This window comes from Exiguobacterium sp. s163 (assembly GCF_018617135.1).
Taxonomy (GTDB): Bacteria; Bacillota; Bacilli; order Exiguobacteriales; family Exiguobacteriaceae; genus Exiguobacterium; species Exiguobacterium profundum.
Genome location: NZ_JACSJN010000006.1, coordinates 165,533 through 188,880 on the forward strand (window position 1 = coordinate 165,533; position 23,348 = coordinate 188,880).

The 23,348-nt window shown below is 48.3% G+C and carries 24 protein-coding genes; 14 read left to right on the top strand and 10 right to left on the bottom strand.

All coding sequences use genetic code 11. The features are described 5' to 3' along the window. Positions 1 to 79 precede the first annotated feature (79 nt). Positions 80 to 1,987, bottom strand: coding sequence for a heavy metal translocating P-type ATPase (locus KNO71_RS14830; protein WP_214689232.1), 1,908 nt, complete (start codon positions 1,985 to 1,987; stop codon positions 80 to 82). A 201-nt stretch (positions 1,988 to 2,188) separates the two neighbouring features. Between KNO71_RS14830 and KNO71_RS14835 the strand changes: the two genes are divergently transcribed. Together KNO71_RS14835 and KNO71_RS14840 are read left to right on the top strand one after the other, a co-directional pair. Next, a complete protein-coding gene (locus KNO71_RS14835) occupies positions 2,189 to 3,130 on the top strand; it encodes a DMT family transporter (RefSeq protein ID WP_214685589.1) in 942 nt (313 codons plus the stop codon). A 133-nt stretch (positions 3,131 to 3,263) separates the two neighbouring features. Continuing rightward, positions 3,264 to 3,566, top strand: a complete 303-nt coding sequence (locus KNO71_RS14840) for a hypothetical protein (RefSeq protein ID WP_214685590.1) — start codon at positions 3,264 to 3,266, stop codon at positions 3,564 to 3,566. A gap of 39 nt (positions 3,567 to 3,605) precedes the next feature. On the opposite strand, the gene KNO71_RS14845 is transcribed toward KNO71_RS14840, so the two are convergent. Genes KNO71_RS14845 through yfkAB form a run of 3 tightly spaced genes read right to left on the bottom strand, consistent with a single transcriptional unit; the run spans position 3,606 to position 6,145 of the window. After that, positions 3,606 to 4,748, bottom strand: a complete 1,143-nt coding sequence (locus tag KNO71_RS14845; RefSeq protein ID WP_078146369.1) for an MFS transporter — start codon at positions 4,746 to 4,748, stop codon at positions 3,606 to 3,608. 42 nt (positions 4,749 to 4,790) lie between these two features. Further along, positions 4,791 to 4,985 carry a hypothetical protein gene (locus KNO71_RS14850; RefSeq protein ID WP_015880865.1) on the bottom strand — a complete coding sequence of 65 codons (195 nt, stop codon included), beginning with the start codon at positions 4,983 to 4,985 and terminating at the stop codon, positions 4,791 to 4,793. A 53-nt stretch (positions 4,986 to 5,038) separates the two neighbouring features. Then, a complete protein-coding gene (yfkAB, locus tag KNO71_RS14855; protein WP_214685591.1) occupies positions 5,039 to 6,145 on the bottom strand; it encodes a radical SAM/CxCxxxxC motif protein YfkAB in 1,107 nt (368 codons plus the stop codon). An 85-nt stretch (positions 6,146 to 6,230) separates the two neighbouring features. Here yfkAB and KNO71_RS14860 point away from each other — a divergent pair, with 85 nt between their 5' ends. The 3 genes from KNO71_RS14860 (at position 6,231) to KNO71_RS14870 (ending at position 8,313) form a co-directional block, all read left to right on the top strand. Continuing rightward, a complete protein-coding gene (locus KNO71_RS14860; RefSeq protein WP_015880867.1) occupies positions 6,231 to 6,440 on the top strand; it encodes a hypothetical protein in 210 nt (69 codons plus the stop codon). After that, positions 6,437 to 7,813: a 23S rRNA (uracil(1939)-C(5))-methyltransferase RlmD gene (rlmD, locus tag KNO71_RS14865; RefSeq protein WP_214685592.1), complete on the top strand. Its 1,377-nt coding sequence runs from the start codon at positions 6,437 to 6,439 to the stop codon at positions 7,811 to 7,813. Before KNO71_RS14860 ends, rlmD begins: the two co-directional genes overlap by 4 nt. A gap of 92 nt (positions 7,814 to 7,905) precedes the next feature. Beyond that, complete coding sequence (locus KNO71_RS14870) at positions 7,906 to 8,313, top strand: cytidine deaminase (RefSeq protein ID WP_078146373.1); 408 nt, start codon at positions 7,906 to 7,908, stop codon at positions 8,311 to 8,313. 29 nt (positions 8,314 to 8,342) lie between these two features. Here KNO71_RS14870 and KNO71_RS14875 read toward each other — a convergent pair whose 3' ends face one another. After that, positions 8,343 to 8,549, bottom strand: coding sequence for a hypothetical protein (locus KNO71_RS14875; protein ID WP_078146374.1), 207 nt, complete (start codon positions 8,547 to 8,549; stop codon positions 8,343 to 8,345). 117 nt (positions 8,550 to 8,666) lie between these two features. Between KNO71_RS14875 and KNO71_RS14880 the strand changes: the two genes are divergently transcribed. Continuing rightward, positions 8,667 to 8,954 (top strand): hypothetical protein, encoded by a 288-nt coding sequence (locus tag KNO71_RS14880; protein ID WP_015880871.1) that lies wholly within the window; start codon positions 8,667 to 8,669, stop codon positions 8,952 to 8,954. A gap of 25 nt (positions 8,955 to 8,979) precedes the next feature. Here KNO71_RS14880 and KNO71_RS14885 read toward each other — a convergent pair whose 3' ends face one another. The 5 genes from KNO71_RS14885 to KNO71_RS14905 all read right to left on the bottom strand — a co-directional run bounded on the left by KNO71_RS14885 (position 8,980) and on the right by KNO71_RS14905 (position 14,045). Then, positions 8,980 to 10,371: a sensor histidine kinase gene (locus tag KNO71_RS14885; RefSeq protein WP_214685593.1), complete on the bottom strand. Its 1,392-nt coding sequence runs from the start codon at positions 10,369 to 10,371 to the stop codon at positions 8,980 to 8,982. Next, complete coding sequence (locus KNO71_RS14890) at positions 10,368 to 11,057, bottom strand: response regulator transcription factor (protein ID WP_214689235.1); 690 nt, start codon at positions 11,055 to 11,057, stop codon at positions 10,368 to 10,370. The genes KNO71_RS14885 and KNO71_RS14890 overlap by 4 nt, the downstream gene beginning before the upstream one ends. Positions 11,058 to 11,225: 168 nt before the next feature. After that, positions 11,226 to 11,792: a GNAT family N-acetyltransferase gene (locus KNO71_RS14895; RefSeq protein ID WP_078146377.1), complete on the bottom strand. Its 567-nt coding sequence runs from the start codon at positions 11,790 to 11,792 to the stop codon at positions 11,226 to 11,228. A 177-nt stretch (positions 11,793 to 11,969) separates the two neighbouring features. Beyond that, a complete protein-coding gene (locus KNO71_RS14900; RefSeq protein ID WP_214689237.1) occupies positions 11,970 to 13,124 on the bottom strand; it encodes an amidohydrolase in 1,155 nt (384 codons plus the stop codon). Positions 13,125 to 13,136: 12 nt separating this feature from the next. Further along, positions 13,137 to 14,045 carry a TIGR01777 family oxidoreductase gene (locus KNO71_RS14905; RefSeq protein WP_078146379.1) on the bottom strand — a complete coding sequence of 303 codons (909 nt, stop codon included), beginning with the start codon at positions 14,043 to 14,045 and terminating at the stop codon, positions 13,137 to 13,139. A gap of 145 nt (positions 14,046 to 14,190) precedes the next feature. On the opposite strand from KNO71_RS14905, the gene recX reads away from it, so the two are divergent. From recX to KNO71_RS14945, 8 genes are all read left to right on the top strand, one after another. After that, positions 14,191 to 15,003, top strand: a complete 813-nt coding sequence (recX, locus tag KNO71_RS14910; RefSeq protein WP_078146380.1) for a recombination regulator RecX — start codon at positions 14,191 to 14,193, stop codon at positions 15,001 to 15,003. 48 nt (positions 15,004 to 15,051) lie between these two features. Beyond that, positions 15,052 to 16,692 carry an L-lactate permease gene (locus KNO71_RS14915; protein WP_214689239.1) on the top strand — a complete coding sequence of 547 codons (1,641 nt, stop codon included), beginning with the start codon at positions 15,052 to 15,054 and terminating at the stop codon, positions 16,690 to 16,692. 320 nt (positions 16,693 to 17,012) lie between these two features. After that, positions 17,013 to 18,737, top strand: coding sequence for an ABC transporter ATP-binding protein (locus KNO71_RS14920; RefSeq protein WP_078146382.1), 1,725 nt, complete (start codon positions 17,013 to 17,015; stop codon positions 18,735 to 18,737). Positions 18,738 to 18,759: 22 nt separating this feature from the next. Then, positions 18,760 to 20,805, top strand: a complete 2,046-nt coding sequence (locus tag KNO71_RS14925; RefSeq protein WP_078146383.1) for an ABC transporter ATP-binding protein — start codon at positions 18,760 to 18,762, stop codon at positions 20,803 to 20,805. Positions 20,806 to 20,814: 9 nt separating this feature from the next. Then, positions 20,815 to 21,993: an RtcB family protein gene (locus tag KNO71_RS14930; protein ID WP_078146384.1), complete on the top strand. Its 1,179-nt coding sequence runs from the start codon at positions 20,815 to 20,817 to the stop codon at positions 21,991 to 21,993. A gap of 68 nt (positions 21,994 to 22,061) precedes the next feature. Then, positions 22,062 to 22,376, top strand: coding sequence for a YfhH family protein (locus KNO71_RS14935; RefSeq protein WP_214685603.1), 315 nt, complete (start codon positions 22,062 to 22,064; stop codon positions 22,374 to 22,376). Then, complete coding sequence (locus KNO71_RS14940) at positions 22,373 to 22,642, top strand: YfhJ family protein (RefSeq protein ID WP_214689241.1); 270 nt, start codon at positions 22,373 to 22,375, stop codon at positions 22,640 to 22,642. The genes KNO71_RS14935 and KNO71_RS14940 overlap by 4 nt, the downstream gene beginning before the upstream one ends. A gap of 151 nt (positions 22,643 to 22,793) precedes the next feature. Further along, the gene (locus tag KNO71_RS14945) at positions 22,794 to 23,333 is read left to right on the top strand and encodes a helix-turn-helix domain-containing protein (RefSeq protein ID WP_015880884.1); all 540 of its coding nucleotides are present in this window, start codon (positions 22,794 to 22,796) and stop codon (positions 23,331 to 23,333) included. The last annotated feature ends 15 nt before the right edge of the window (positions 23,334 to 23,348 follow it).

Sequence of the window (23,348 nt, forward strand, 5' to 3'; positions counted from 1 at the left end):
TCAGTCTGTAGACACATTGTTTCAATTATAACGAAATCGACATATTGTTTCAATCATCGATTCCATTTTGTCGAATGGATCACTCCCACGATGACGTGAGGAGTCGGAGGCCGTTCAAAATAACCAAAATGGTTGAGCCTTCATGTCCTACAACCGCGAACGGCATGATGAGTAACTCAAAGATGTTCGTTGTAATCAAGACAAGAATCACACCGAGTGCAAAAACGACGTTCTGTAAGACGATTCGATTTAATTTGCGCGATTGACGAATGGCGTCACTCAATCGGACGAGGTCGTTTTTCATTAAGACGACATCTGCCGTTTCTAGTGCGGCATCCGTACCTTCGCCCATGGCAATCCCCACGTCGGCGGTCGCAAGGGCGGGGGCATCATTGATTCCGTCGCCAATCATCCCGATTGTTCCATATTCCTCTCGTAACACCTTGATTTGCGAAACCTTCTCTTCAGGCAAGCATTCGGCGATATAGCGTGTCAACCCAGCTTCGTTCGCAATAGCGCGAGCGGTTGCCTCGTTGTCTCCGGTAATCATGATGGTCGCAATCCCTAAGTCGTTCAGTCGCTTGATTGCTACCTTTGCCTCGGGTCGTAGCGTGTCACGTAAGGCGTAAGCACCGATTGTACGTGTCTCGTCACTGATGAAGACGAGTGTATGACCGGCCTCTTTCAATCGTTCGACATCATTCTTAAAGAAATCACCGCTTCGGTCAGCGAACTTCTGTTTTCCTACCCGATACGTCGTCCCGTCAATCGTTGCTTCAATTCCGGAGCCTGTGATGTCTTTGAAGTGTGTCATTTCCCCGCTATGTTTTCCGGTGTAGGAAACGAGCGCTTCAGCAAGTGGATGCATCGAATGCTCTTCAATCAAACTGACAATTCGGTTGACGTCCTCTTCTTCTAATGAAGGTGAGATGAGCGCTTCTTGCACAATCGGTTTCCCAATTGTGAGTGTCCCGGTCTTGTCAAAGGCGATTGCTTTTAGACGTCCCATGTTCTCGATATGAGCACCGCCTTTAAAGAGAATCCCGTGTTTTGCAGAAGAGGCGATGGCAGCCAGCGCGGCCGGTGTGATGGCGGCGACGAGTGCGCAAGGGGAGGCGCCAACGAGAAGGATCATGCCGCGATAGATGCTCGTTTCAAGAGACCACGACGTGACGAACGGTCCGAGAATGATGATGGCCGCAACAGAGAAGAGCACGATTTGAACATAACGTCCTTCATATCGATCGATGAACTGTGCAGACGGTGATTTCTCTTCTTGTGCTTGTTGGACCATTTGAATGATCTTTTGGAACAGTGTTTCCGTCGCAAGTTTTGTCACTTCGATCGTCAATACCCCGTTCAAGTTGACACTCGATCCGAACACGTCATCACCGACTTGACGATCGACAGGGACGGATTCGCCTGTGATGGCGGCTTCTTCTACGGATGCGTTGCCTTTTACAATTTTTCCATCGACCGGAATGCGTTCACCAGGACGTACATAAATCCGATCTCCGACACGAAGGTCGTCGATATGAACAACTTCGAGTTCATCAGTGTCTGTTAGACGAGTCGCCTGTTCCGGCTGTAATTCCATTAACGATTCGAGGGCACGTTCATTTTTGTTCATCGTATACGTCTCGAGTGCCCCGGATAAAGCAAAGATGAAGATGAGGATTGCCCCTTCCATCCAGTACCCAATCGAAGCGGCACCGATGGCGGCGACAATCATGAGAAGCTCTACATTCAGCGATTTCGTCTCAATCGTATCCGAAATCCCTTCTTTCGCTTTTGCGTATCCTCCGATGAAGAAGGCGGATAAGTAAAGTGTGACATGAATCCAAGGCGCTCCGCCTTGTGTTTCGGCGATATAAGCGAGTACAATCAATACACCGCTAATGAGCGCCATGATCAATTCAATATGTTCGTACCAGCTAGCCCGTTTGAAAACGTGGCTTTTTTCGTGCGTGACCGATTGGACATTCATCGATAATCCCTTCTTTCTAATTGAGAATAAATCTCGATTAAATGATAATGACTGATGATGATTATCATCTTCAATTGGCTTAAAATAAAGAATTTATAGAAGTTTAATCTGAATCCTTTATTTATAATGATTGTTATCTAGATTTATCTTAACACGCTTATCAGTGACTCACAAATAAAAAGATTAAGGAGTTTTTGTGTCATGCAAAATATATTTGAACGCCCTTGGACGGTGGCGTTATTGGCGATTTTCAATACGTTGTTATGGGGGAGTGCGTTCCCATTCATCAAGTTGAGTTATGAGAAACTTGATATCCAATCGAATGAGTATGGGCAACAACTATTGTTCGCTGGCGAGCGCTTTTTACTCGCAGGGATTCTATTGCTCATCATCAGTCAGACCGTTTTGAAACGGTCTGTCCGATTCACCCGTGAAAAGGTAAAGGCGTATGCGCATCTCGGTTTGTTTTTGACGTTTCTACAATACTTGTTCTTCTATATCGGACTGTCCATTTCGACCGGGGTCCAGGGATCAATCATTGCTGGTTCTACATCGTTTTTCCAAATGGCCCTCGCTCATTTCCGATATGAAGACGACAAATTGAATCGATTGAAGGGGTTTGCTTTAACGTTTGGTTTTTCTGGAATCGTCATCGCGAACTGGCCGGCGACCGGATCTGAAGTTGGTTTTGGGTTAGGAGAGATTTTACTCATCTTGGCGATGGTATCCGGAGCGTTCGGGAACTTGATAGCGAAGGACTACTCGAAGACGTATGATGTTGCCCCGATGACGGCTTGGGCGATGGTGATCGGTTCAGTTGGGTTACTGCTGATTGGCTATCTATTAGACCCGAATGGTGTTTCCATGCCGTACACCGGACAGACGATTGCGTTCCTGTTTTACTTGGCGATGTTGTCAGCGATCGGATTTACATTGTGGAACACATTGATGAAATACAATCCGGTCAGTCGAATTTCACTCTATATCTTTTTAGTTCCCTTATTTGGTGTCATGTTGTCAGGGATTTTACTCGGTGAAACGATTCCGTGGAATGCGGTGGTCGGACTCGGATTCGTTATTGTCGGCATTTATTTATCTACGTATTTTCAAGGTCGCCGTACAAAAAAAACGGATGTCATTTGAAATAGAGACAGAGTTGACGGAATTGAAATCCCGTGACAAAATATATTAAAAATTCTGAATTTTAAAGTTCGAAAATCGGTCTTCGTTTGTAAAGACTTGCGTGCGCAATCATTCAAAGGGAGGAGGAGAAACAATGACTAGAAATCGAATCGTTCGAAACATTCTCATCTCACGTCAGCCGAAAGATGAGTACGTCAAGTACGTGATGAAGTGCGTGAGTCAAAGTTTAAAAGAACGTCACGGTCTAGTGGCGACCCGCGCCACAAGACAAGGTGATGATATTCAGACGAGATGGCAGTTCGATGACCGTGTCGTAGAAGTGACGCTAAAATCCGATGTACTCGCTTCGCTAGACACTGAACCATTCGCGCTAGACGAAGTGTTCATCCGAGCTTTGCAGTTAAACGATGATGAAATGGAACGAGTAGTGGAATAAAACAGAGGCAGGTGGTTCATGGGAACCATCTGCCTCTGTTTATAAGTCGATTGGTTTAGCGGTTGACGTGAAGAGTCGTAGCGCTAGAATACCGAGAATGACGGCATACATAAAGAAATAGACCTCTTTCGGTAAAGACAACCAGAAGGCACCGATCATCGGACCTGAGATCGAGCCGATGCTGAATGAAATACTGTAGAGCATGTTTCCCGTCGGCAGTAACGAACGGGGAAGCACCTCTGTCATATGCGCCAAACCGAGTGAATAAGTCGATCCTAGCCCGGCGCCGGCAAGTGCGAATAGGAAGAGTAGACCGACATAGGAATCGACAACAAGATTCGCCAAAGTGAATACGAGGGTACCAAACGTCAGCACGATTTGTAAGATCCGCTTCTTACCGTACAAGTCTGCGAGGCGACCAAGAGGAAGCTGAACGACAATCGACATGACGATGAACGTCGTGATGAGTGTGCTCGTTTCCGTCAAACTCATCCCATTCCGAGACGTAAAAATGGGAAAGTTGGCATTTAAGCTCGCTTCGAGAAACCCATATGTAAAGGCAGGGAGAAGCGTGTATCCCGCACCGACAAGAATCAGTCGAATTCGTCCTTTCGAGTCGGTCTTCACTTTTTCGACCTCCGGAAACTCGTTCTCGACTTTAAAGACGAGCATCAACGAAGCGAGACAGAAGAAGACGATGATGAGGAACGGTAACCAAAACCATAGGTCGACGAGTGGTGCGATCAATGGACCGATGGCAAAACCGAGACTGAAAGACATTCCATAATACGCCATCGCTCGACCGAGACTGCTCTTTTCACTTGCTGAGGTCACCCATACTTGTGACCCGTAGTGTAGAGCCGAGTCGCCGAATCCGATGAAGAAGCGCATCATCGCCCAAACGAGTAAGGACGGCCAAATCGGTAAAGCGAAGGTCGCGACAGCCGTCAATACGATACCGAGGACGATGGTCGGTCGGAATCCATATTTACGGACGAATCGCTCCAGGAGAGGCGCAGAGACGATCACACCGACGTAAAGCATCGTCGCGTTCAGTCCGTTCACCCAGGCCGGGGCCCCATCCCGTTCAATCAACGTGGATAAGAGTGGGATGAGCGCACCTTGAATCAAACCGGAAATAAAGACAATCAATAGTAAAATCATAAAACGAAAACGGAGCATAGGTTCACCTCATGAAGTCAAAGTAAAAAGCCGAGAAGGGTCTCAGCTTTTCGTGTCGTCAATCGGTTGTGGAGAGTGATTCAAATGCAGCAATTCATCATCCCAACTGCCTTGACTAAACATTTCATCATGCTCTACTTTGTCTGAAACGAATGCGGCTGTCAATAAGATGCTCAGTACTCCGCCAAAAATAATGATGGCCATCACGGTAATCATGAGGATATAAATCGCAGTCATCTACACGCACCTCGATTCATTTAATATACAGAACATTTCCCGAATCAAAATATTTAAAACGATGTAGCTTTACGAGATTGGAAATCGACCGTCGGATAATAGGCTTGTTTAACGAGTGCGTTCGGCCCGAGACACTTCACGGCAGGGCAGTGACAAGAGAGTGTAGCGTTCAATTGGCTGTTCGTCCACTTATCATACGCCTCTTGGAATGGTGTGTCATAGACGGTGCCGAGTGAACCGAGTTCATCACCGAAATCGGTCACGATGATCTGTCCGTCAAAGATATTCGTATTGAGACGAGAACGTCCATCTGGGTCGTTTCGAACGGTCACGTTTTTTGTTTCATGAAGTCGCTTCAACAGAGCACGGTCTTCAGGTAGGTCAGAACATGCATAGAATGGTAACGTCCCGAACAACATCCATACGTTCTCGTCACGGGCATCGAGTAAGTCATGGATGGCTTGTCGCGTATCAGCGAGCGATGCTGATTCGAGGGCGCTAGCGAAGTCTGCGGGGTACATTGGGTGAACCTCATGTCTTTGGCAACCAAGTGAGACAATTTCTTCATGGATTTCTTTCAAATGAGGAATCGTCCGCTTGTTGATCATCGTCTCCGCGGATACAATGATTCCTTCAGATGTGAGAGCACGTGCGTTGTCTTTCATCGTCTGGAGCATTTTCAATCGGGCCTCTTCACTCGGTTTCCGGTCCATCATCGCGAATCCGCCTTCAAGGAAATCGTCATCGGTGCCCCAGTTATGCGAAATGTGCAAAACGTCCAAGTAAGGGGTAATAAGATGATAGCGAGATAACGGTAGCGTCAAATTCGAGTTGATTTGCGTACGGGCCCCACGTTCTTTCGCATAACGTAACAATGGAACGACATAGTTGCGGACCGATTTCATGGACAGCATCGGTTCACCGCCTGTGATGGAGAAGGCACGCAAATGTTCGATCTCATCCAGTCGTTGAATCAATAGGTCGAGCGGAACTTCTGGTTCTTCCGTTTGGTCGAGCATATAACCGACCGCACAATGTTCGCAGCGCATGTTACACAGCTTCGTTGTGGTTACTTCGACGTTGGATAAGACGAGTCGACCGTGTTCGACTTGGTCGAGATAGGCTTCCCAAGGGTCGAAAGTTGGGGAGATGTTTTGCATGTGGATTCCACCTTTTCATCAAGTTACACGAAATAGTATGCTATAATAGCAACTCTTTGTCACGAACCAAAGGAGCGATTACAAGATGGGTAAATCACGAACAGATACTGCCGGAAAGATGAACGTCCTAAAATCGAGAACGGAATTACTCTGTCTATCGGTCAATACGCTAGACGAGCATACGACACCTGAAGATTTACATCGCCTGTTAGCCGACATTGATTCGTTGCGCGCTAAAGTAGTGCGTTACGCCAAAGACCTAGAACAATCGTCTCGAAAGGATGAATCAGATTGAAATTAATTACAGGAGATTTTAAAGATGTCACGGTCGAGCGACTTGGCATTAATGGAGAAGGCATTGCGACACTTAATCGCATGGTCATCTTCATTCCGAACTTATTGCCGGGAGAACGAGCCAAAGTCGAAATCACGCGTGTGGAAAAAAACTATGCGGAAGCGCGTGTCGTCAAACGAGATAACGACTCGAAAGACCGCGTCAAAGCACCTTGTCCGATTTACGATGAGTGCGGGGGCTGCCAAATCCAACATATGAGTTCAAGTCTGCAGATGGAATATAAGGAAGAAATCGTTCGAAACGCCTTCCGTCAAAAGACGAAACTAAACGTGGACAAATCGGATATCCGTCCAACAATCGGAATGGAAGATCCATGGTATTACCGGAACAAGTCACAATTCCCACTCGGCACGCGTCGCGGTGAGATCGTATCGGGTCTCTACAAACCGAACTCGAACCATCTCGTGCCGATCGAGCACTGTATGGTCCAACAACGGGATACGACGAACATCAACAATGCGATTGTCCGTATTTTAAACGAACTTGATATTCCCGTCTACGATGCACGCCGTGACACGGGGTACGCGCGCACCATCGTCGTCCGTTCGGGTTATAACACGAACGATGTTCAAGTCGTTTTGGTCGTCGGACATGAAGATGTCCCTGATTTAGATGAATTGAGCGACCGCATCATGGAATTGCCGAATGTTGTGTCGTTCCATATCAACATCAATGCAAACCGTTCGGGTGTTATTTTCGGTTATCGGACAGTTCACATCGCCGGTCAGGAGAAAATGGATGAACAATTAGACGACGTTCATTATCACTTATCACCACGCGCATTCTTCCAGTTGAATCCGGCACAGACAGAAAAAATGTACCGTGAAGTGGTCGAGGCCGCAGGATTGACAGGTGAAGAACGTGTGATCGATGCGTATGCAGGAGTAGGGTCGATCGGACTTTGGTTAGCCCCATATGCGAAAGAAATCCGTGGAATGGAAGTCGTGCCGGAAGCGGTCGAAGATGCCAATGACCATATGCGTGAAAATGGCTATAACCATGTCACATACGTCGAAGGGCGTGCCGAGCATTGGATTCCACGTTGGGTAAAAGATGGATGGATCCCAGACGTCATCGTAGTCGACCCGCCACGCACAGGGATGGACCATCAATTGATCAATTCCATCATCTCTTCTAAAACGAAGCGAATCGTTTACGTGTCATGTAACCCGCAGACGCTCGCACGTGACGCCGACCAGTTGATGAAAGCGGGATACAAAGTGAATTACGTACAGCCGTATGATATGTTCCCACAGACATCTCATGTCGAGTCGGTCGTCGTATTCGAGAAAAAGAAAAAGAAAAAATATTGACGAGACCGTGAAAAGGCTTGTCACGTAAGCGTTTTCACGATATAGTTCAGATGTCAGACTTCTTTTCAAATATAGAAGTGGAGGAACATCCTATGATCTCACAAGAACGCGTACAAGAACTAGTCCATAAAGCCATCGAAGCGCGCAAACGCGCCTATACACCGTATTCAAAGTTTAAAGTAGGAGCTGTCGTCATCGATACATCAGGAAATGAAATTACCGGGTGTAACGTGGAGAACGCCTCGTACGGACTATCGATGTGTGCCGAACGCACAGCCATTTTTAAAGCCGTGTCAGAAGGTAGTGACGCGATTGAAACGGTCGTCGTCGTCGGTGACACAGAAGGCCCGATTTCACCATGCGGTGCGTGCCGCCAAGTGATCGCTGAATTCGCTGGTGAAGACTTCACGTTGATTCTTGCAAACTTGAACGGTGATACGAAAGTGATGACGAAAGAAGAGATGTTGCCTTACGGATTTTCACCGAAGGATTTAACATAACAAGCTGCGGACAAACGTCCGCAGCTTGTTTATTTGTCTTTATATTTCTTTTCACTCACTGACTCATCTTTCGAGTGACGTTTATTCTTTTCATCCTTCACTCGTTCGTTCAATTCCTCGACAGGAATCGGGTCGACGGTTTGCATGCCGTCCTCGTCAAAAATACTCTCTTTATCCGTGTCTACCGCGTCTGGATTATCAAACGGACGTTTCGAGGTAGGTCGTTTCTTTTCCATTCAATCGCCTCCTTCCATTAGCCATTCCACTCGTAGAAATGTTGTAAACGTTTTCGATAATGGTTTTGAGATTATAAAATGGTGGAATGAAGAGTGCATAGTGAAGGAGGGGTTAGGATGGATCGGAAAGTGTTGATGGGGATTGTCTTAGGTGTTGCCGGTGCGGCGCTCGTTGCACCAAAAGTGGCGGCGCTGCTTTCGCAACGTGAGGAAGAAGATACGTGGCAGAAGATGGATGAGCGGGAAAGTGTCGATGCGGATCAGGATGAGGCGGAGCAAGGGCTCACGCAACTCGATTCGAGTCACCGTGCCGAGTGGCAGGCGAACGGTTTTCCGCAGACGCATGCCGAACGTGAACGACTCGAGCAAGAGTCAACCGAACAATATAAAGGGAAAGACATATGAAAAGGCAGCCATCGCGGCTGCCTATTTACATATCAAATTCATCGTCAGGTAGAAGCGGCAAACCGACAGTGACAGTCGTTCCTTCTCCGACTTCAGAGCTGAAATGAAGGGATCCTTGATGCCGCTCGATAATGTGCTTCGCAATGGCCAAACCGAGACCGGTTCCGCCGTCTTTTCGTGTCCGTGATTTATTGACACGATAGAAGCGTTCCGTTAATTTGTCTAAATCTTCTTTCGGGATGCCTCGACCTTCGTCACGTATTTCCGTAATTGCATATTCGGTTTCGGCGAACGTTTTCACATGAATCGTCTTGCCAGCGTCCGTATATCGGAGCGCGTTGTCGAGAAGATTGCCGATGACTTGTTCGAGTCGGTCATGGTCACCGAGGATGATCAAGTCGAAGTCTAAATCCGATTCGATTGTCACGCCTTTTGCCCGGGCAATCGGTTCAAGACGATAGAGAACGTCTTCAAGCACTTGCGAGTAAACGACCGGTTCTTTCGTCATCGGGTATGAGTCCCGCTCTAGCTGGGCGAGATCGAGTAAGTCCGTGACAAGGCGCTGAAGCCGGTTCGTCTCGTTCTCGATGATGTCGTAATATTGCGCCCTCGTTTTTTCGTCCAACGTTTCATCTTGAAGCATCTCGGTATAACCGCGGATGTAGGAGAGTGGCGTGCGAAGTTCGTGACTGACGTTAGCTAGAAACTCTTTACGCTGCTCTTCAACAAGTCCGAGCGATTCCGCCATCGAGTTGAGCGTGTCTGCGAGTTCACCGATTTCATCGTCGTAGACGATCGGGATGCGGTGGGAGAAATCACCTTGCGCATAGACTTGAGAGGCACGCTTCATCTGAATGAGTGGTTGGATGATCGTGTCGATGATCTGTTTACCGAATAGGAGCAAGTTCACGATCATGAGGACGAGTAAAAACGTGATCATGAGCCGAATCGGTTGGAACGGTTCACTGATTTTACTGAGCTCCATATACAAAATGAGTGCATTGTCGAGTTCATCGTCGCGGATGAGAGGAAATGCGGTCATCAAAATGTCGACGTCCTCGGTCGGATGTTTCCGGGTCACCGAGATGGCATAACCGTCCTGCAACCGTTCGAGGTCTTGCTGCCTTAAAAAAGTTTTACCGGAGCCGAGGGTGTCCTCTCGAACGGAGGAGAGGAACACTTTCGTCTCGGTCAATTCGTTCGTGTACGTCATACTATCGGCGAACGCGTCCGAGAAACCGTCGGCCTTATAGATGGTGACAAGTTTCTCACCGCGATTGATGAGCAGTTCTTCTTGCGTTTGAATATAGAACTTGTCGTACAGATAAAACGTCATGATGAGAAACACGAACGCTGAGAAGAGGCTGGCTGTCCAGATGGTAATCCAAATCCGCTTCCTGATCGTGTATCGTTTCATCCGTTTGCCTCGAATTTGTAGCCAATTCCCCAGACTGTATGAATATAACCGCCCGCCTCGCCGAGTTTCAGGCGAAGCGTCTTAATGTGAGTATCGACCGTGCGAAGGTTACCATGATACTCGGTCCCCCAAATTTGATCGAGCAATTGTTCACGAGAGAATACTTTCTCGTCGTTCGTGATGAACAGATAGAGCAAATCAAACTCTTTTCGTGTCAAGTTGACGGTCTTCCCTTTCACACTGACGGTACGTCCTTCGATATCGATTGAGAGGACCCCGACATCAAACGTCGCTTCTTGTTCTTTTGAGAAGCTGTGCGTGCGACGGAGCGTCGCTTCGATTCGTGCGAGTAATTCGCGTGGGCTAAACGGTTTCGTGATGTAATCGTCTGCCCCGATTTTGAGGCCGTGAATGCGGTCGAGCTCTTCTGAGCGTGCCGTCAACAGGATGATGGGTACGTTTGAGAACTCACGGATGCGCATGCAAGCCGTCAATCCGTCGAGTTCCGGCATCATCACATCAAGTAAGACGAGATGGATCGTCTCTTCTTTCAAGCGTTCAATCGCTTCAAGGCCGTTTGAGGCGGTGACCGTCTCATACCCTTCTTTTTCTAAATTTGATACAAGTAAATCGCGCATTTGTTCTTCGTCGTCGGTCACGAGGATACGAAACATTGATTCTGACATATGCCATTCTCCTTTGCAAAACGGTTAACGGGAGTTGTGATAAATCCCTCATACTTCTATCATACCTATCTCTTCGAATTAGAACAGATTTATTCGGCTCCGACAAGTTCCCTCCATCAAATCCACACAAAAACGCCACAAAAAAGCCAATTCTTTGACAGAATTGGCTCATGCTTCGAGTTGTGCCTCGTATGGCACTTCGTATTCCGGGACGTGCAGGGCATGCAAGTACAATTGGAAGCTCGACTTGGATACCTCGTATAAAACATACTCCACGTCACCTTGGTTGATCTCCGCGAGCAGTTCAGAGCGGATCTCGTTCGCGCAAAACGCGTACGGGAGCTTCTTTGCTGCCGCAATCGATCGTTCATTCGATTTACGGATTTTTAAAAATACGCTCTCAATATCAAGCTCGAAGAACAGTTCTGAGAAGAACGCCTCTTTCGCCACTTGATTATAACCTTTGCCGTGATACGGCTTGCCAAGCCACGTGCCGAGGAATCCATAGCCGGATTCGACATCGAACAAGCTGATCGTCCCAATCGGGGTGCCATACTCGTTCGTGATGGTACGTGAGATGATATTTCCTTGCTCTTCTAGCTCGATGATTTGCTTCGTGCTAAATAAAAACTCGTCAAAATGGACCGTCTTTTGACGGACATACGGAAAGACATCTGGGTGTTGCATCAGTTCGAACAACTCCGCGCAGTCGGTGAGCTCACGAAATTTGAGCACCTTTACATTCCTCCTCCTATTTCAGACCGCTGAAGAATAGTCGTAACGAAAGCATACTTCTGGCTTCGCTGTTCGAACCGCCTTGGCTGCTTTATGAAGTTACAAGATAATTTTATATAGTATTTTTAAAAAAGCAAGTAAATTATGCGTAAAAACCCTTATGAAAAATAATGAAAATTACTCGACCTCATGATGGGTTGCAGCACGGTCCGTTTTGTACACGACTTCACCGTTCACAATGGTCATAATCGGCTTCGATAAGTAGTCGAGCGGGAAGTGACTCCAAAGCACCAAATCGGCATCTTTTCCGACTTCGAGAGAGCCGATTCGGTCGGCGACACCTAGTGATTCAGCCGGATTGATGGTGATTCCGCGTAACGCGATGTCGACAGGCAGTCCTTCACGTGCTGCAAGTCCGGCGCACAAGTTCAAATATTGGACCGGTGTGTACGGATGGTCGGTCGTGATGGAGACGATCATGCCGTGCTCATGGAGAATGCGATACGTCTCCCACGTCTTGTTCTGAAGCTCGATTTTAGATTTTCGAGTAAACGTCGGTCCGACGGTGACATGTTTCACACCGAGTTCTTGTAATTTTTCAACGACGAGATGACCTTCTGTACAATGCTCGATGCGATAGTCGAGATCGAACTCTTGGGCAAAGCGAACGACAGATAAAATGTCATCGGCGCGGTGGGCATGCACACGAATCGGCATCTCTCGGTCGAGGGCAAGTTGAATCATCTGGCTGCCGAACGTTCCGATCGTTTTGGTCGACCCGACGGTACGGAACGCTTCACGAAGCAACCCCATAATCCCCATCCGCGTCAAATCACCGGTTTTCCCCATACTATGAATCCGTTTCGGGTTTTCGCCGAGCGCCATCTTCAATCCGGCATAACGACGGACGATCATGTCGTCAATATAGCGACCGTGTGTTTTGATGACACTGGTCACACCACCGATGACGTTCATACTTCCTGGCATGACCTGAACGGCGGTTACGCCTGCCATCAGCGCTTCTTGAAATCCTTCGTCAAGCGGGTATACCCCGTCAATCGCACGAGCATGAGGCGTCATCGCTTCGACCGTTTCATTGGCGTCGTTCCCGACAGAGCCGGCTCCTTCGTCATATAATCCGAGGTGGGTGTGAGCATCGATGAAGCCGGGGAATAAAAAGTTTCCTTCGGCTTCAATGACATGCTCCCCGTCAGTCGGTTCAAGCAAATCGGACATTTCGACGATTTTCCCGTCCCGAACACGGAGGTCTCCGTAAAAATGGGGGGCAGTGATTGGGTAAATATGGGCATTTCGGATTAGTAAGTGACTCACAATTCATTCTCCTTAAGCATCTTGTAGTAGTTGTGTTAGAGCCGGTTCCAATGTTTCATAGCGGAACTCGAAACCGTGTTGAAGTGCCTTCGTCGGAACGACTTTCGCTCCTTCTAGGACGATGACGCTCTTTTCACCGAGGACGAGTTCCATCATTGGGGCAGGTGCCGGGATCCAGTGAGGACGGTGCATCACGTTCGCAATCGTCTTCCCGAACTCGTTCATCGTCACCGGTGTAGGTGCAGTACCGTTGACCGGTCCTTCGATAGAATCGGTCTCGATGACGTGCACGAACAAGCGGACGAGGTCGTCTAAATGAATCCAAGGAACCCATTGCTCGCCTGAACCAATTTTACCACCGACCCCGAATTGATAGGGGAGTTTCATTAAAGGGAAGGCACCGCCATCATTCGATAAGACGACGCCGGTGCGCATCGTCACAAGACGAACGCCTAAATCACGAATGGGTTCTGCTTCCTGTTCCCAGAGGACGCAGACATTCCCGAGGAAATTAGTCCGTGTCGGTAATGGGGTTTCTTCGGAATACGTAATGGAACGATCTTCACCGTATATGCCGATGGCCGAGCCGCTAATGACGACCTGTGGCTTTTGTTTCAACTGTTGAATGATCCGGACGACTTCCTTCGTCCCTTCGATTCGACTTTGAAGGATGGCTTGTTTCTGTTTGTGGGTCCATCGTCCGTCGTTGATTGAGGCGCCGGCCAAATGGATGAACGCATCTGTTCCCTCGAGTTCCTCTTCTGGTTTACTATTCGGTGTCAACCATTCGATAAACGACACACCGCGATGGCGGGGACGTGGATGACGTGTCAACACGACGACTTGATGTCCGGCGTCGGCCAGTGCACGAACGAGTGGTTGACCGATGAGCCCGGTTCCACCGGTGATTGCGATTTTCATGAAATTCCCTCCGATATCATGTGTTGTTTCTAAAATGGGTATAAGTCAGTATATCCAGATGAATACCCTTTCTTCTAACTTATCAAAAATCCTCTACGTTTCTTGAACGTGATATGTTAGAAACATGGAATGGAGGGGAGTCGTTGTGAAAATTGCAAAGTTCACGACCCAGAAGAAGAACCAAGACCGACTGAACGTCTTCATCGAACGGGAAGGGAAAGAGGAGTTCGCGTTCGCTATCGATGTCGATGTGTTCATCAAGTATGGGCTCACAAAAGGGATGGAGCTCGAAGACGATTTTGTGCAAGACGTCCTTGAGGCGGAAGAAATTCAGAAAGCCTATAAGTTAGCCATCAATTATTTATCGTATCGAATGCGTGCCATCTCAGAGGTACGGGACTATCTCGTGAAGAAAGAGTTAAGTGAATCCGCTATCAAACATGCCATCACACGACTGATCGAGCAGCGCTATTTGAACGATGAGGAGTTCGCGAAAGCGTATGTCCAGACGAAATTCAACACGAGTCCAAGTGGGCCGATCAAAATCAAACGCGAGCTCGAACAGCTCCGAATCCCAACGGACGTTGTTGAATCCGTATTAGAATCAATCTCACACGAAGATCTCGTCGAGAAGGCCGGAAAGTTCGTGAAAAGGAAACAACTGGAAACGAATCGTCGTTCTGCCACAGAAGTGCAACAAAGAATTCAACAAACCCTGATGCAAAGGGGGTTTACCTTTGATATTATTTCAGAGGCGATTCAAACTTTTTGGGAAGAAGAGGACGAAGATGTCGAGGTTGCGGCATGTCTGAAACAGGCTGAGAAGTTGAGTCGGAAGTTCAGCGGGTACGATGCGTTCGAGCGCAAACAGCGTATGAAGATGCAGCTTCGACGCAAAGGATTTCCGTATGATGTGATTGAACGTACGTTAGATCGACTCGCTGAAGAAGAATCGTGATGGGACATCTGTTTACGGTAGGGGAAAACACGAAAAGGTGGGTCTATATTGACGATTTTAGAATGGATTACAGCACTGACACCGATTGTGGCCGTGCTCATCTTATTGGTCATTATGCGTTTACCTGCATCGGTAGCCATGCCCTTGTCACTCGTGACGACGGCAATTTTAGCGTTTTTCGTCTGGCAATTGGATGCGACACGAATTATGGCGGCGATATTACAAGGACTCGTCATCGCCGTCACGACAGTATGGATTGTCTACGGGGCGATCGGAATGATGAATACGATGAAAGAAGGGGGCGGGATGAACGCGATTCGCTCCGGATTCGTCAACATCACACCTGACCCGCGTATTCAAGTTTTGATTGTCGGATGGTTATTCGTTTCATTTATTGAAGGCGCATCTGGATTCGGGACGCCTGCAACGGTTGCAGCACCGCTCTTGATCGCACTCGGATTTCCGCCGATTGCCGCCGTTGTCATTGCATTATCCGCAGACGTGTCGGCTGTGACATTTGGTGCGGTCGGGACACCGGCACTTATCGGGATCGGGAACGGTCTATCTTTAGATGTGAACCAGCCTGAGTCGATTGCCTTCTTGACAGAGGTCGTCTTACAGACGGTGTTGATCGATATGGTAGTCGGACTATTCATCCCGTTCATTTTAATTTTGATGTTGACGCGTTTCTTCAGTAAGGAAAAGTCGATAAAACCTGCACTCGAGGTATTTCCGATCGCGATTGTGGCGGCGCTGTTGTACAGCGTACCGGCGTACATTTGGACACTCATCCTCGGGTTTGAGTTCGGTGGCATGCTCGGTGGTTTAACCGGTCTCGTCATCCTCGTTGCTATGGCTCGTAAAGGCATTCTCATGCCGAAACGTGTCTGGACGTTTGATGGATATGTGGATGAATTAGAACCATCTACTGAGAAAGTGACGCTCAAATCAACCACGCGTGAATTACCACAGTGGAAGGCGTGGGCACCTTATCTCATTTTGACGATTTTCTTAGTTCTCACCCGTACCGTACCATTTTTAAACGAACTCTCTCGCAGTGTCCGGATCAATCTCCCGAACATCCTCGGGGTAGAAGGAGTTTCGACGTCTTGGGAACCGTTCTATTCACCAGGTTTCATGTTCATTCTGACGATTATTGCGACATTCTTCTTACACAACATGAGTTGGTCACAAGTGACATCGGTGTTTAAGGCGACGACACTTGGAGTCGTCGGAACGGCCATCACGTTAGCGGCGTCGGTTCCGATGGTCCGCATATTCATCCATTCTGAAAATGGGGGTGCCGGACTCGCTTCGATGCCGGTCGAACTCGCGACGGCAGCTGCTGACACGTTCGGCGGGGTTTGGCCGCTTGTCGCACCGTGGATTGGGGCGCTCGGCGCCTTCGTGTCAGGGTCGGCGACCTTCTCGAACATGATGTTTTCAAGTTTAACGACAAACGTTGCGGAGTCGGTTGGACTCAATGAAACGCTCGCTTTATCGATGCAGATGGCAGGGGCGAACGCAGGGAACATGATCTGTGTGCTGAACGTCGTAGCGGTCGCATCGGTTGCTGGATTACTCGGCAAGGAAGGGACCATCATCCGTTACACGCTCATGCCGATGATTTATTACGTGACGGCCACAGGGGTCATTGGTCTCATTTTAGGCATGTTTTTCTTAAACTAAATCAAGTTACAATTTTTTTACAGAATAATGTTGACAATTTTCAGAACAGTTTGCTAAGGTTTGAGTAGATTTTAAAACTATGAAACGAGAGGAGCCAGAACGATGAACAACATTGCACTCACAAACACACTCAAAACATCATATGGCTACTCATATTTAACTGCGTGACATTGGCAGCTGGATAGGGGTAGTGTCCTTTCCCTGACCATGCAAAAGACTGAAGACTACTTCAAGCGCGCTTCATTTGATTGGTTGCACAATCAGGTGGAGTGCGCTTTTTTGCGTGTTCGGATGGATTGGGCGGAAGGGGGAAATCAGTCATGAAACTGATTAAGCAATTGGATTGGTTTATTAAAAGACAGAAACGAACGTACGTGATTGCGATTATCTTATTGATCATCACAGGGGTTGTAGATATGCTGCCACCTTGGATTATCGGTCAGGCAATCGATGCGATTCGTGAAGGAAGTTTGACGACAGAGCGATTGATTCTGATTGTATCGTCGCTACTCGGCATCATGGTGTTATCGTACGTGATGTCATACTTGTGGATTGCCCGACTCTTCGGGACAGCCTTTTTACTTGAAAAGAAATTGAGAGGTCGCTTCTTTGGTCACCTTCTCAAACAAACACCGCGCTTCTATCAACAACATCGTACGGGTGACTTGATGGCACTTGCGACGAATGACTTAAAAGCGGTGGAGCGTACAGCGGGATTTGGGGTCATGACATTAGTCGACTCGTTCAACATGACGCTCATCGCCTTGACGATTATGGGCGTGTTTATCGATTGGAAGTTGACGCTCGCAGCACTCTTGCCGATGCCGATTCTCGCGTGGTCGATGAATAAACTTGGGAGTCAAATTCATACACGGTTCACGGCAGCCCAAGATTCGTTCGGCGTGATGAACGACCAAGTCGTTGAATCCATCTCCGGTCTTCGGGTCGTTCGTTCCTTCGTTCAAGAAGAGGCGGATACGAAAAAGTTTGACGACATCACGGATGACGTGATGGCGAAAAACATGCATGTCGCTAAAATCGACGTCTTGTTTGAGCCGGTCATCAAATTACTCGTCGGACTCAGTTATTTGATCGGACTCTCGTTCGGGACGTATCTCGTCTTTACGAACGACATCACGCTCGGTCAACTCGTTTCCTTCAACATTTATTTAGGGATGTTGATTTGGCCGATGTATGCCTTCGGGGAACTCATCAACGTCGTCCAACGAGGAACGGCGAGCTTGGAACGGATTGAGACGACGATGAATGAGGTACCGGACGTTTCATCAACCGGAACGGTTCACATCGATGTACCGGAGAAGATCACCTTCAAATCGCTTTCATTCCGTTATCCAAACGCGAATCGGGAGTCGTTAGAGGACATCGTCCTGCACGTCTCGCGTGGTGAGACGATTGGAATTGTCGGACCGACTGGAGCTGGGAAGACGACGTTGTTACGTCAATTGCTCCGGGAGTATCCGATTGACGATTCCCTTCTCGTGAACGGGGTGCCAATCTCGGACATTAAACTTGAAACGGTCCGTGGCTGGAGCGGCTATGTGTCACAAGAGCATCTCTTATTCTCAAAAACGGTGCGTGATAACATTCGTTTCGGAGTGGATGATGTTTCGGATGAAGCACTCGACAGAGCCATTCATCTCGCGGCGTTCGATACAGACATCGAACACTTGGAGAACGGTCTCGATACCGTCGTTGGGGAGCAAGGGGTCATGCTGTCAGGTGGACAAAAGCAACGATTGTCGATTGCACGCGCCTTACTGAAAAATCCTGAGATTCTGCTTCTTGACGATTCGCTCTCAGCAGTCGATGCGAAGACGGAATCACGCATAATCGATTCGGTCCGCACGAGCCGTGAGGCGAAGACGACCTTTATCGTGGCGCACCGTCTTTCTGCGGTGGCACATGCTGACCAAATTCTCGTCCTTCAAGATGGACGAGTTACCGAGCGCGGCACCCACGACCAACTGATGGAACGACACGGTTGGTACTATGAACAATTTATTCGACAAGGAGAGACGGAGTAATCCGGGAAAGGGGGAATCTCTCATGATCGATCAATATGAATTAGATCCGGTCCGCCGGAAGAAAACGATCCGCTCACTCGTTGGTTATGCCAAGCAAGTGAAGCGCTCCATCTTCCTCGGACTGACATTACTCTTTTTAGCGGTCGGTGCAGAACTTGCCGGGCCGTATATCGCCAAAATCATTATCGATGAGCATATCGTCGCCATCGAACGTGACTGGGTTCAAGTCGAATCCGGCGGTAGTGTTTCCTTTAATGGAGATTCGTATGAGAAAGAAACGAGACTAGATGGCCAAGAGGTGATTCAGCCGGTCTCGATCGTACAAACGACCGATGGGTACTATCTCGTACCTGAGGCGATTATGAGCGGAGGCGTCCGTGAAGTCGATGGCGACGTGCTGACGATTTCAAGAGGGGACGAAACGGCGACATATGACAATATTGTCTCGCTCTCGTCGACCGACGTGTTCCAGTTTTATCAGACGGATTTACGAGCTGTCCTTCTCTTATCGGGATTGTACGTCGTCCTGTTACTATTTGCGGCCGGATTGAACTGGGGACAACAGATGCTCCTACAACGATCGGCGCATAAAATCGTCAAAACTATGCGTCTTGACGTGATGAAGCATCTTCAAACGATTCCGGTACGCTATTTTGACCAGACACCAATCGGGAAGATTGTCAGTCGTGTCACGAATGACACAGAGACGATACGCGACCTGTATTTAGGAGTGCTCGCTCGCGTCTTCCAAAGTGTCGTCATGATGATCGGGGTACTCATTGCGATGTTCTTCCTAGACGTGCGTCTAGGGCTCGTCTCGCTCATTATCATCCCGGTCGTCATCGTCTGGATTAAGTTGTTCCAACGTTTCTCGACAAAAAATAACTTCCGTGTCCGCGCACTCGTCGCGGATATGAACGCGCAGTTGAATGAGAGCATTCAAACGATGCCAATCATTCAATCATACGTCCGCGAAAATCTCGTTTATGACGAGTTCAATGAGAAGAACAGCGACAACTTCCAAACGAGACGGAAACTGTTGAAATTGGATGCGTTGATGAGCCACAACCTCGTCAACTTCTTCCGAAACATGGCGCTCGCCTTACTCATCTGGTTTGTCGGGGCCCAAACGCTCGGTACGGGAAGTGTCCTGACACTTGGGATTCTGTACGCGTATATCGACTATGTCTCGCGGATCTTTGAGCCAGTGACACAAATCATGAACCAATTGTCACCACTCCAACAAGCGCTCGTCTCGGCCGACCGGATGTTCCAACTGCTCGACGAAAAAGGGGAACCGGTCTCATCGGAACGTCTTCCACGCTTTAAAGGGGATGTCGTCTTTGATGATGTCACGTTCAGTTATGAAGCAGGGAAACCGGTGTTGCAACAGATTGAACTACACGCCGCTCCTGGTGAAACGGTCGCACTCGTTGGACATACGGGAAGCGGGAAGAGTTCAATCATGAACTTGCTCATGCGTTTCTATGACCCATCCGCCGGAGTCCTCCGAATCGATGGCATGGACGTGACAAAACTACCGACGCAGGCGGTACGAGACCATCTCGGGATCGTCTTACAAGACCCGTTCCTATTCACTGGAACGATTCGCACGAACGTCACGCTTGGCGATGAGACGATTACGGACGAACAGGTATGGAAAGCACTCACAGCCGTCGGGGCAGACCGTTTCGTGAAGCAGCTACCGCAAGGCATCGATGAACCGGTGATTGAGCGTGGAGCTTCACTCTCGAGTGGAGAACGACAGTTGATCAGTTTCGCACGCGCCCTCGTCTTTGACCCGGCCATCCTCGTCCTCGATGAAGCGACAGCGAGCGTCGACTCGGAGACGGAGGCATTGATTCAGGATGCGCTCAAAACACTCACGTACGGTCGGACGACATTTGTCATCGCGCACCGACTTTCAACGATTCGGGAAGCGGACCAGATTCTCGTTCTCGACCACGGTCGAATCATTGAGCGAGGCAACCACCAGTCACTCATCGAGTATGGCGGTGTCTATGCCCGAATGCATGAATTACAGAGTAAACAACAAGCGATCAGTTAAGGAGGTCACATGGAAATCAAGGGGAAATATAACCGCGCCAAAGTGTTCAACGAACGAATCGATGATATGACGCGGAATCAAATTGAAACATTGCTCGACCAACCGTTCACACAAGGGGCATCGATTCGGATCATGCCGGACATGCATGCGGGGAAAGGGTCGGTCGTTGGAACGACGATGACGATTCAAGACAAAGTCGTGCCAAACCTGGTCGGTGTCGATTTAGGGTGTGGGATGCTTTGTACGGAAATCAAAGCCAAGCGAATCGATTTTCAACGACTCGATGACCTCATTCGTGAACTCGTACCGAGTGGAATGAACATTCGGGAGAAGGTTCACCCATACGCATCTGAACTTCCACTAGAAGAGGTGCGAGCGCCGTATAAACTCGACCGAGCCTTGCGCTCGGTCGGGTCGCTCGGCTCGGGGAACCACTTTATTGAAGTGAACCGAGATGACTCGGGACGTACGTTTCTCGTCATTCATTCCGGTTCGCGCCATCTTGGGGTGCAGATTGCCGATCACTATCAGGAGCGAGCGATTCAACACATGATGGAAACACATGATGTAAAAGAAGAAATTGAGCGTTTGAAAGCCTTAGGTCGACAACACGAAATCTCGGCTTATCTGGAAACAGAGCGGGCGTCACGTAAACCATTTCGAGACCTGGCTTATGTGGAGGGGACGGATATGGACGATTACATGCATGACGTGCGCATCGCTCAACAATATGCGGCGGCGAACCGTCGTGCGATGACGGATGTGATTGTCGAAGCGATGAATTGGAACATCGTCGATCAATTCGACACCGTCCATAACTATATCGATCATGATGCGATGATCCTGCGAAAAGGGGCCATCTCCGCTCAAGAAGGAGAGCGAGTCATCATTCCGATGAACATGCGAGACGGTTCGCTCATCTGTACGGGGAAAGGGAATCCAGACTGGAACTTCTCGGGTCCACACGGCGCAGGTCGGATCATGTCTCGGTCGGCCGCGCGGAAACGCGTCGATTTCAAAGAATTCAAACGTTCGATGGAAGGTGTCTGGTCGACATCAGTTCGCCCATCGACAATCGATGAATCACCATTTGTGTATAAGTCGATGAAAGAAATTGTTCGTTATATCGAACCGGCCGTTCAAATCGATCAAATCATCAAGCCACTTTACAACTTCAAGGCGAACTGAGTCACGTACTCAGTCTCGTCTTTTTCTTTTTTCGTAAAATCTGATACGCTTACATCGAGGTGAACGATATGGAAAAGCGGTTAAGTGACTTATCGAAATATGAGTTAGAGCAAGAGATTCAAGTATTACATGAACGGAAACGAAAGGCTGAACAGATGGGCATGGTCAGCGAAATTGAAGTCGTCCTTCGACGGATTGCGATTGCCGAAAGCTATTTGATTGACCCATCATCGTTTCGTCCAGGTGAAACATATGTCGTCAATTACAATGACCGTCCGTTTCGCTTGAAATTCGTCAACGGCGTCATGGGCTGGGGGACGTTTGAAGGCGAGATGACAGAACGGGCCATCCCGCTCTCAGAATTGTCGGAGGTGAAGCGATGAACCGGAACGAACAATATGAACGGCTTGCAATCGTTCTAAAAGAGAAAAATGACGTCTTGAACGATTCAGAAGCGGTGACGTGGGTTGAGGTGTTATGGGAAGATTTTGAGACCTCACTTGCCAAGGCGGGCGAACCATATCCGGGAGAAGCAAAGGCATTCCAATACGTCATTCAACAGATCGATGCATATGGGGCACAGCTCCATTTGTTCCAAACGAAAAACGAAAAGTTCAAGCATTTGATGTCTGAACGGAATTTACACTGAGTCACGTCCTTAGGGCGTGACTTTTTTTATTGCAATTCGTCAACAATTCGTTATAATGAAGGTCGCTAATAGTTTGTTTTAAAGTATAGTATAGATAAACTTTCTTTAGTTGAACTCATGTTTCACTAAACACGAAGGAGGCGTTCAGTCGTTGGAAGTAGGTCAAAACATTAAGCGGCTCCGGATCAAAAAAGGATTGACCCAAGAGGAGCTGGCGGAACGTACCGATTTGAGTAAAGGCTATATTTCTCAAATCGAGCGGGATTTAAGCTCTCCCTCACTAGAAACGTTATTCGATTTATTGAATGTCCTCGGGAGTTCCCCGAAAGAGTTTTTTGATGAAGAGTTGAATCAAAAAGTGGTGTACACCGTTGACGATCGCACCATCTATACGGATGAAGAACGCAAATATCGGACAGAATGGCTCATCCCGGAATCGAATGAAAAAGAGATGGAGCCCATCCTTGTCACATTTTTCAAACATGGAGAGTTCAAACAATATGAGCCTTCGCGTTCGGAGACGCTCGTATACGTCTTGTCCGGCAAAATCGCCTTGAAATTAGGGAACCACACATATTTTGCCAAGACAGGGGAAACCCTTTATTATGTCGCCTCGGATTCGCATCAACTCGTCAACGACAACGACGGGGAGAGCGAATGTCTCATCGTCGCGACCCATTCATATTTATAAGTCAACAGAGGAGGA

Coding starts and splice junctions, on each gene's coding strand:
- KNO71_RS14830 (WP_214689232.1), bottom strand. CDS start 1,987: ATGAATGTCCAATCGGTCACGCACGAAAAAAGCCACGTTTTCAAACGG.
- KNO71_RS14835 (WP_214685589.1), top strand. CDS start 2,189: ATGCAAAATATATTTGAACGCCCTTGGACGGTGGCGTTATTGGCGATT.
- KNO71_RS14840 (WP_214685590.1), top strand. CDS start 3,264: ATGACTAGAAATCGAATCGTTCGAAACATTCTCATCTCACGTCAGCCG.
- KNO71_RS14845 (WP_078146369.1), bottom strand. CDS start 4,748: ATGCTCCGTTTTCGTTTTATGATTTTACTATTGATTGTCTTTATTTCC.
- KNO71_RS14850 (WP_015880865.1), bottom strand. CDS start 4,985: ATGACTGCGATTTATATCCTCATGATTACCGTGATGGCCATCATTATT.
- yfkAB (WP_214685591.1), bottom strand. CDS start 6,145: ATGCAAAACATCTCCCCAACTTTCGACCCTTGGGAAGCCTATCTCGAC.
- KNO71_RS14860 (WP_015880867.1), top strand. CDS start 6,231: ATGGGTAAATCACGAACAGATACTGCCGGAAAGATGAACGTCCTAAAA.
- KNO71_RS14870 (WP_078146373.1), top strand. CDS start 7,906: ATGATCTCACAAGAACGCGTACAAGAACTAGTCCATAAAGCCATCGAA.
- KNO71_RS14875 (WP_078146374.1), bottom strand. CDS start 8,549: ATGGAAAAGAAACGACCTACCTCGAAACGTCCGTTTGATAATCCAGAC.
- KNO71_RS14880 (WP_015880871.1), top strand. CDS start 8,667: ATGGATCGGAAAGTGTTGATGGGGATTGTCTTAGGTGTTGCCGGTGCG.
- KNO71_RS14885 (WP_214685593.1), bottom strand. CDS start 10,371: ATGAAACGATACACGATCAGGAAGCGGATTTGGATTACCATCTGGACA.
- KNO71_RS14890 (WP_214689235.1), bottom strand. CDS start 11,057: ATGTCAGAATCAATGTTTCGTATCCTCGTGACCGACGACGAAGAACAA.
- KNO71_RS14905 (WP_078146379.1), bottom strand. CDS start 14,045: ATGAAAATCGCAATCACCGGTGGAACCGGGCTCATCGGTCAACCACTC.
- KNO71_RS14920 (WP_078146382.1), top strand. CDS start 17,013: ATGAAACTGATTAAGCAATTGGATTGGTTTATTAAAAGACAGAAACGA.
- KNO71_RS14925 (WP_078146383.1), top strand. CDS start 18,760: ATGATCGATCAATATGAATTAGATCCGGTCCGCCGGAAGAAAACGATC.
- KNO71_RS14930 (WP_078146384.1), top strand. CDS start 20,815: ATGGAAATCAAGGGGAAATATAACCGCGCCAAAGTGTTCAACGAACGA.
- KNO71_RS14935 (WP_214685603.1), top strand. CDS start 22,062: ATGGAAAAGCGGTTAAGTGACTTATCGAAATATGAGTTAGAGCAAGAG.
- KNO71_RS14940 (WP_214689241.1), top strand. CDS start 22,373: ATGAACCGGAACGAACAATATGAACGGCTTGCAATCGTTCTAAAAGAG.